The 7,335-nt window shown below is 73.3% G+C and carries 7 protein-coding genes; 4 read left to right on the plus strand and 3 right to left on the minus strand.

Translation table 11 applies throughout. From position 1 onward, the window contains the following. Positions 1–8: 8 nt before the first annotated feature. Entirely contained in the window at positions 9–2,438 is a 2,430-nt protein-coding gene (locus tag IE153_RS36130) for a hypothetical protein (protein ID WP_229829336.1), read from the minus strand. Between the two features lie 291 nt (positions 2,439–2,729). On the opposite strand from IE153_RS36130, the gene IE153_RS36135 reads away from it, so the two are divergent. Both IE153_RS36135 and IE153_RS36140 read left to right on the plus strand, forming a co-directional pair. After that, complete coding sequence (locus IE153_RS36135; protein WP_031108646.1) at positions 2,730–3,560, plus strand: DeoR/GlpR family DNA-binding transcription regulator; 831 nt, start codon at positions 2,730–2,732, stop codon at positions 3,558–3,560. A 62-nt stretch (positions 3,561–3,622) separates the two neighbouring features. Beyond that, positions 3,623–4,090, plus strand: coding sequence for an SRPBCC family protein (locus IE153_RS36140; RefSeq protein ID WP_189593923.1), 468 nt, complete (start codon positions 3,623–3,625; stop codon positions 4,088–4,090). Positions 4,091–4,147: 57 nt separating this feature from the next. Here IE153_RS36140 and cds1 read toward each other — a convergent pair whose 3' ends face one another. Next, positions 4,148–5,272 (minus strand): L-cysteine desulfhydrase Cds1, encoded by a 1,125-nt coding sequence (cds1, locus tag IE153_RS36145; protein WP_189593924.1) that lies wholly within the window; start codon positions 5,270–5,272, stop codon positions 4,148–4,150. Positions 5,273–5,772: 500 nt separating this feature from the next. Between cds1 and IE153_RS36150 the strand changes: the two genes are divergently transcribed. Both IE153_RS36150 and IE153_RS36155 read left to right on the plus strand, forming a co-directional pair. Beyond that, positions 5,773–6,096, plus strand: coding sequence for a hypothetical protein (locus tag IE153_RS36150; RefSeq protein ID WP_031108642.1), 324 nt, complete (start codon positions 5,773–5,775; stop codon positions 6,094–6,096). Between the two features lie 183 nt (positions 6,097–6,279). Then, complete coding sequence (locus tag IE153_RS36155) at positions 6,280–6,813, plus strand: ATP-binding protein (RefSeq protein ID WP_179878758.1); 534 nt, start codon at positions 6,280–6,282, stop codon at positions 6,811–6,813. A gap of 71 nt (positions 6,814–6,884) precedes the next feature. Here the strand turns inward: IE153_RS36155 and IE153_RS36160 are convergent. Then, a partial coding sequence (locus IE153_RS36160) for an ABC transporter permease (RefSeq protein WP_189593925.1) occupies positions 6,885–7,335 on the minus strand: 451 nt, incomplete at its 5' end.

Consider the following 7,335-nt stretch of genomic DNA (forward strand, 5'->3'; position numbering starts at 1 on the left):
GCGCCCGCCTATGCGGCGGGCGGCTCGGGCTCGTGCCGCGGCGAGGGCACGTCCGGCGCCTCCGGCCCCGCCGGAGCCTCCCCCTCGGGGACATCCAGTCCCTCCCGAGCCTCCCGTTCGGGGACATCCGGTCCCTCCTGGGCCGTCGGCCGCAGTCGGGCCAGCAGCTTGCGGCGTTCCTCGGCGAAGACCGGGTCGGCCTGGTAGTCGGAGTGGCCGAGGATCGGGGCGGGCAGCGGCAGGAGCGCGGTGCGGCCGTAGGCGAGGGGGTCCATCAGGGGGGCGTGGTCGACGTGTGCGCCGGGCAGGCGCATCGGGCCGCCGATGGGGTCGGTGAGCCGGTAGAGGTTGCGCCAGCAGTCGACGTCCCGGTGCAGGGAGCCGAGCGCGGCGGGTCCGAAGTGTGCCGGGAACCAGCGGCCGTAGAGGCGTTCCAGTGGGGAACCGTAGGTCAGCAGCGCGACCCGTTTGCGGGCGGACGGGGCGAGTTGCCAGGCCGCGGCGGCGGCGAGCACGCTGCCCTGCGAGTGCCCGGAGATGACCAGCCGTCCGCCGGTGGCGCGCGTCCAGGTCGCCATCCGCCAGGTCAGGTCGGGCACCGCGCGCTCGGCGTAGCAGGGCGGGGCGAAGGGGTGGGAGGCGCGGGGCCAGAAGGTGCCGACGTCCCACAGGATGCCGATGGTGCGGCGGGCGGCGGCGTCCTTGTAGGCGCGTCGGCCCCAGGTGACGAAGAGTATGAAGCCGAGGCCGATCATCCAGGAGCCGAGGGCCTGTGCGGTCTCGGCGGCGCCGTGGACGACGGGGTAGGTGCCCTGCGCGGCCTCGCCCGGGGTCTCGTCGGTGGCGAGGGCGCCCACGAGGGCTCCGGCGCCGAGCAGCAGGGTGACGCCGGAGGTGACGGCGACGACGCGGGGTCCCCGGTCGGTGAGGGAGGCCATCGCGCGGGTGTAGGCGATACGCCGGGTGCGGGCGCGGTCCTGGGCCTCGTCCGGGTAGTCGAGTGCCACCGCGACGCGCTCGGCGCGGGCGAGCTGCCAGGCGCGGTGGGCCAGCCAGCCGAAGAGTCCGAGCAGTACGACGAGCAGCGGCGGTATCACGGACGCCTGCCAGGTCAGCAGCACCGGCGGGCCGTCGATCGACGCCCCGGTGCCGTCCAGCCAGTCGGACACGCGCTGGGACACACCACCGGACATCACTCCGCCCAGGGCGCAGGCCAGCATCGCCACGGCGGGTCCGCCCAGGCCCCGCAGCACCGCCCGCCGGTCGGGGTCGGTGCGGTGCAGGGCGTACGCCACGACGCCGAGGACGATCACCAGCAGGCCCTGCACCAGGGCGATCCCGCCGAAGGTCGTGTCACCGGGCAGCCGGCCTTCCGACGTCCACCCCGGGCGCTCCCACCCTGCGTACAGCACGGCGAGGACGAGCAGGACGAGTGCGGCCAGCGGCAGGCGCCGTACGAAACGCTCGTCGAGCGTGCGGTCCAGGCGTTTCTCGCTGCGGCCGCGGCGGCAGACCACCCCCACCACGGCGACGGCGCAGACGGCGAGAGCCGCTTCGAGCATCAGCCCCAGTGTGTCGAGTACGGCCGAGCCGCCGGGGCGTCGGTCGTGGCGGGCGGCGGCGCTGCCGACCGCGGCGGCGACCGTGATCAGGCCCGCGGCGGTGTGTGCGGCACGCAGCCGGGCCACCAGTCGGCGCCCGTACCAGAAGCCGGGCCGGCCGAGTGCGGTCGGGCCGCCCTCCCCCTCGGGCTCGGGGGCACGCTCGATGGGCTGCTGGGACTCGTAGTCGCTCCACGTGCGCCGGGACAAGTACCAGAGCAGGACGGTCAGGGCGGTGGGCACGACGGCGGCGAGGGCGAGCCTGCGGCCGGGGGCGCTCCACCAGCCGCCGTCCGAGACGGTGGGTGAGAGGAAGCCCAGCCAGGAGTGGCGGTCCGCGCACGCCGCGGTGCCCGCGCACTGCCAGGCCGCCAGGTCGAGCGCGACCTCGCAGGCCGCGGCGACGAGCAGCACCGTCAGCGTGAGCCCGGCGAGCCGCACCAGGAGGCCGTACAGGCGCACGGTGCGGCGGCGGCCGTGGGCGGTGGGGCGCATCCAGTGGGCGAGGTTGACGACCATGAACGGCAGGAGCAGCAGCCACAGGGCGCGGGTGCCGTTGCCGGAGGTGAGGTTGCACCAGACGTAGGCCTCGGGCACCGGTCCGTCGCGGCGGCGGTCGTCCGGGCTGTGCTCGGCGTCGACGTCGTCGGCGCGCCGGAAGACCGCCGCGGTGTGGTCGCCGGTGATCCGCACCGTCCGCGGGTCGTTCAGCATCTCCTGCGGCGTGGTGCCGCCCACGCCGTGGACCAGGAGTTCCAGGGCGGTCCCGGGCTCACCGGGCCGCGCTGCGGGACCGTCCGGTCCGGCGGTCGAGGCCTGTTCCTGCGCACGTTCCACTGATTCGCACTTCCCCCGTGACACGCCGTCTGCTCCGTCCGTGCGGGCACAAGGATCTCCACTTCCGCGGCGCCCCACACCTCCTGTCACGGAATCTCCCCGATCCGTGATGGAGCGGAGCGCGGAGACGAGCCGACTGTGGCAGGTGCGCAACGAGTGGGCGCGGTGACGCTCTCCGCTCCGCGACATGCGAGGATGGGACGTCCTCGCACCGGAGCCAGGAAGAATGTCCTGGTCGGAGCCGGTGCAGGGTGTGTCGGACGGCATTGAGGCGAAAGGACCGGAGCGTACGTGAGCGAGAATCAGAACCTCCTCGCGGAGCAGCGGCGATCCCTGATCCTCGACGAGGTCCGCCGCCGGGGCGGTGTCCGGGTCAACGAGCTGACCCGCAAGCTCGGCGTGTCGGACATGACCGTCCGCCGCGACCTCGACGCGCTCGCCCGCCAGGGCGTGCTGGAGAAGGTGCACGGCGGCGCGGTCCCGGTGGTCGAGGCGAGTACGCACGAACCCGGCTTCGAGGCCAAGTCCGGCCTGGAGCTGACCGCCAAGGAGGACATCGCGCGCGCCGCGGCCAAGCTGGTCGCGCCCGGCGCGGCGATCGCCCTGTCGGGCGGTACGACGACCTTTGCGCTCGCGCACCAGCTGCTGGACGTCCCGGACCTCACGGTGGTCACCAACTCGGTGCGGGTCGCCGACGTGTTCCACGCGGCGCAGCGCACCTCGGGCCCGCGGCAGGGCGCGGCCACGGTCGTGCTGACGGGCGGGGTGCGCACGCCCTCCGACTCGCTGGTGGGGCCGGTGGCCGACCAGGCGATCGCGGCGCTCCACTTCGACCTGTTGTTCCTCGGGGTGCACGGCATATCGGTCGAGGCCGGCCTGTCGACGCCGAACCTCGCGGAGGCCGAGACGAACCGGCGGCTCGTACAGTCGGCCCGCCGCGTGGTCGTGGTCGCCGACCACACCAAGTGGGGCAAGGTGGGCCTGAGTTCGTTCGCCTCGCTGGAGCGGATCGACACGCTCGTGACGGACGCCGGCCTGCCGGACGAGGCTCGCGGCGTGGTCACGGAGCATCTGCGGCGGCTGGTGGTGGCCGGGGAACCCGAGGACGACGCAGACATCTGACGGGGCGCCAGCTAGGGTGACGCTTCCGGCACCACCCGCTCCCGTCCAGGAGGGCTGCGTCCATGGCTCGTCGACTGCGCCCGGTGGGGCTCGACTTCGTCGAGGCCGCACCCGTCCGGCACGTCTTCGTACGGGAGCTGGCCGCTCCGGTGGAGGCGGTCTACGGCGCGCTCGAGGACGTGCCCGGCTGGGCCGCGTGGTTCCCGCAGGTGACGGCAGCCCGCCCGGTCGACGGCGGTGTCGGGCGCGACATCACGCTCACCGGTGGCGTCCGGTTCCGTGAGTCGATCGTCGCGGCCACGGCACCCGAGGTGTACGCCTACCGCGTCGACGTCACCAACCTGCCCGGTGTGCGGGCGATAGCCGAGGAGTGGCGGCTCGCACCGGCCGGCACCGGCACCCGGCTGCGGTGGACGTTCGCCACCGACGGTACGGCCCCGTACCGGCTGGCCCTGAAGGTGGCGCGCGGAGGCCAGGCGCGCGCGTTCCGGGACGCCGTGCGGGCGCTGGAACGGCGGCTGGCGGCCTGAGGGGCCGGCTTCGGTCAACCGGTCCGGCACGGTCGGCGCCTCAGCCGGACCGACGCCTCAGTCGGGCCAGACGCCCGTCTCCAGAAGCGAGTCGATCGCGGCCGTGTACGGCCTGGTGTCGAGCCCCTGCGTGGCCAGCCAGGCGTCCGAGTAGTACTTGTCGAGATACCGGTCCCCCGGGTCGCACAGCAGGGTCACGACGCTGCCCTGCCGGCCCTCGGACACCATCTCGGCGACGATCTTCAGCGCGCTCCACAGCCCGGTGCCGGTCGATCCGCCGGCCTTGCGGCCGATGGCGCGCTCCAGGGCCCGTACGGCGGCGACGCTGGCCGCGTCGGGCACTTTCATCATCCGGTCGATCGCGCCGGGTACGAAGCTCGGTTCCATGCGGGGCCGGCCGATGCCCTCGATGCGGGAGCCGCAGTCGCAGGTGACGTCCGGATCGCCGGTGGTCCAGCCCTCGAAGAAGCACGAGTTCTCGGGATCGGCCACACAGACGCGGGTGTCGTACTGCATGTAGTGGACGTAGCGCGCGAGGGTCGCGGAGGTGCCGCCGGTGCCCGCCGTGGCGACGATCCACGCCGGCTCGGGGAACCGCTCCAGGCACAGCTGGCGGAAGATGGACTCGGCGATGTTGTTGTTCCCGCGCCAGTCCGTGGCCCGTTCGGCGTAGGTGAACTGGTCCATGTAGTGGCCGCCGGTCTCGGCCGCGAGGCGGGCGGACTCCTCGTACATCGTGCGCGGGTCGTCCACGAAGTGACAGCGGCCGGAGTGGAACTCGATGAGGCGGATCTTCTCGGCGCTCGTCGTGCGCGGCATGACGGCGATGAAGGGCACGCCGATCAGCTTCGCGAAGTACGCCTCGGAGACGGCCGTCGAGCCGCTGGAGGCCTCGATGACGGGCCGGTCCGGCCGGATCCAGCCATTGCAGAGGCCGTAGAGGAAGAGGGAGCGGGCGAGGCGGTGTTTGAGGCTGCCGGTGGGGTGGGTCGACTCGTCCTTCAGATAGAGGTCGATGCCCCAGCGCTCCGGCAGGGGGAACTGCAGCAGGTGGGTGTCGGCCGAGCGGTTGGCGTCCGCCTGGACTCTGCGGACGGCTTCTTTGAGCCAGGCCCGGTAGGTGACATCGCTGTGGTCGACGTCGAGGGTCTCGCCGGTCCGGGTCTGCTGGGGAGTGCTCACGGGGGCTCCTAACGCTGCGCGCCGACGACGCGTCACGCGGCCGACACCTCCGATCATAGACACCCGGCGCACGCTTCTCACCTGCATAAACGCATCTTTGAGCCCCCCAAAGCGCCCCCAGGGGCAGGACCCGGGGCAAGGGGGCGCGCGGTCCCGGGGGCGCGTTCGCGAGTGTGCTGCGGGCGCCCCCAGGCAGGGGGCTCGCGGGCACTGGTGCTCGGCGCCGGGCGGGGGCAGACTGCACGGCGGGACCAAGGCCCCGGACGGGGTCAGCGCAGGGCACGACCGCCTCCCGGAGCAGGCTTCCGGGCACGGCAACGCCCCTTGGGGCGTGAGCCGGAGGGCACACCGCACGACCGGGCCGGGGTGCGGACCGGGCGGGCGCACCATCCGGAGGGGACCATGCGTCCGGACGGGGCACACTGGATCAGGACACGAGCCCGTACCGGGCACCGCGCGCAGTGGACCGGTACGCCGACGCGCACTAGGGGGTGGGTGGCATGGGAGAGCCGGAGTTCAGGGCCACGGGCGTGCGGATCGGGAAGCGGCTGCGGTCGCTCACCCGGGCCGGCCAGGTCCGGATCAGTGACGGCCGGCTCGAGCTGCTGACCAGCTACGGCAGTGAGATCGACAGCGCGCCGGTGCAGGCCGTGCGCGCCTCCAAGCCCTGGTTCGGCCCCGATGACCGGGCCACGGCGGATCTCAACGGCAAGCGGTACCTGCTCACCCTGGGCGACCACGACCCCGCCCCGGGAGAGCCCGGCCCGCCGGCCGCGCGGCGCTTCATCGAAGCCGTGCGCCGGGCGTCGGGGCGTGGCGACTGAGATGTCCGCGAGTTGCGGTACCTCAACCCCTGCGTCACTCTGGTCTCACGTCACTCTGGGTTTACCGGCGATAACGCTGCGAACCAGCCCGCCGGCCACGACAGCAGGCGGCAGTGTCACGCAGGCGCCCTGCTGGATCCGAATCCCGTGTTCTTCCGGACCTCACGTCGGGGAGTCGCAGCCGTGATCAGCTACCCAAGCAGGCACTGCACGGTGGAGCTCCAAGCCCTGCCGTCGCGGATCGGCCAGGTCCGCAGAATCGTATCTGCGCAGTTGCGCTACTGGCATCTCGACCCCCTGATCGACCGGGCCTCGCTCGGCGTGACGGAGCTGTTGTCCAACGTCCACCGGCATGCCCAGCCGGACAAGACGTGCACCGTGGAGATGGAGCTGCTGCTCGACCGGCTCACGGTCTCGGTGCGCGACGGGGATCCGCGGATGCCCGTGATCGACGAGGCCGAGCCGCTGGCGACGTGCGGGCGTGGGCTCGCGATGGTGGCCGCCATGAGCGAGAGCTGGGGCGTCCGGCCGGACGGCGAGTCCGGCAAGGTCGTGTGGTTCACCCTGCCGACGTCCGCCCCCGTGGTGACGTCGCCGTCGCTCCGCTCGCGGCGCACGGTCCAGGAGAAGCCGGCACGCCGGTTCGCCGAGGTCGGCGCTTCCACTGACGGGCTCCGGCCCGACCATGCTCCCGCCCGGTCCGCCGTTGCCGGTTGACCGGGCGGTGACCACCGTCCCCTCGGGGGCACCGGGGGCGCACATCGCAGGGTGTGCGCCCGGGGCGTGCGTCACTCCGCGGCGACGGCCCGCAGCACGTCCAGGCGTGCCGCGCGCCGGGCCGGGCGCAGCCCCGCGAGGGCGCCGGCGGCGAGTCCCACGAGGGCCACGACGGCCAGTTGGGCGGGTGGCATCGCGAAGGCGAAGGCACTGTCGCTCGCGCCGTCCGAGGCCCTGACGAGGACCCAGCCGAGGAAGGCGCCGAGGGCGAGCCCGCCGGCCGTGCCGAACGCGGCGACCAGGACCGACTCCCAGCGGACCATGGCCCGCAGTTGGGCACGGGTCTGGCCGACGGCCCTGAGCAGGCCCAGTTCGCGGGTGCGTTCGTGGATCGCCAGGGTCAGCGTGTTGGCGATGCCGAGGAGCGCGATGAGCACCGCGAGGGCGAGCAGCGCGTAGACGAGGGTGAGCATCATGTCGATGCCGCCCATGAAGGGCCAGTCAGGCTCTCTGCCTGCTGAT

This window comes from Streptomyces massasporeus (assembly GCF_014648995.1).
Lineage (GTDB): Bacteria > Actinomycetota > Actinomycetes > Streptomycetales > Streptomycetaceae > Streptomyces > Streptomyces massasporeus.

Coding starts and splice junctions, on each gene's coding strand:
- IE153_RS36150 (WP_031108642.1), top strand. CDS start 5,773: ATGGGAGAGCCGGAGTTCAGGGCCACGGGCGTGCGGATCGGGAAGCGG.
- IE153_RS36140 (WP_189593923.1), top strand. CDS start 3,623: ATGGCTCGTCGACTGCGCCCGGTGGGGCTCGACTTCGTCGAGGCCGCA.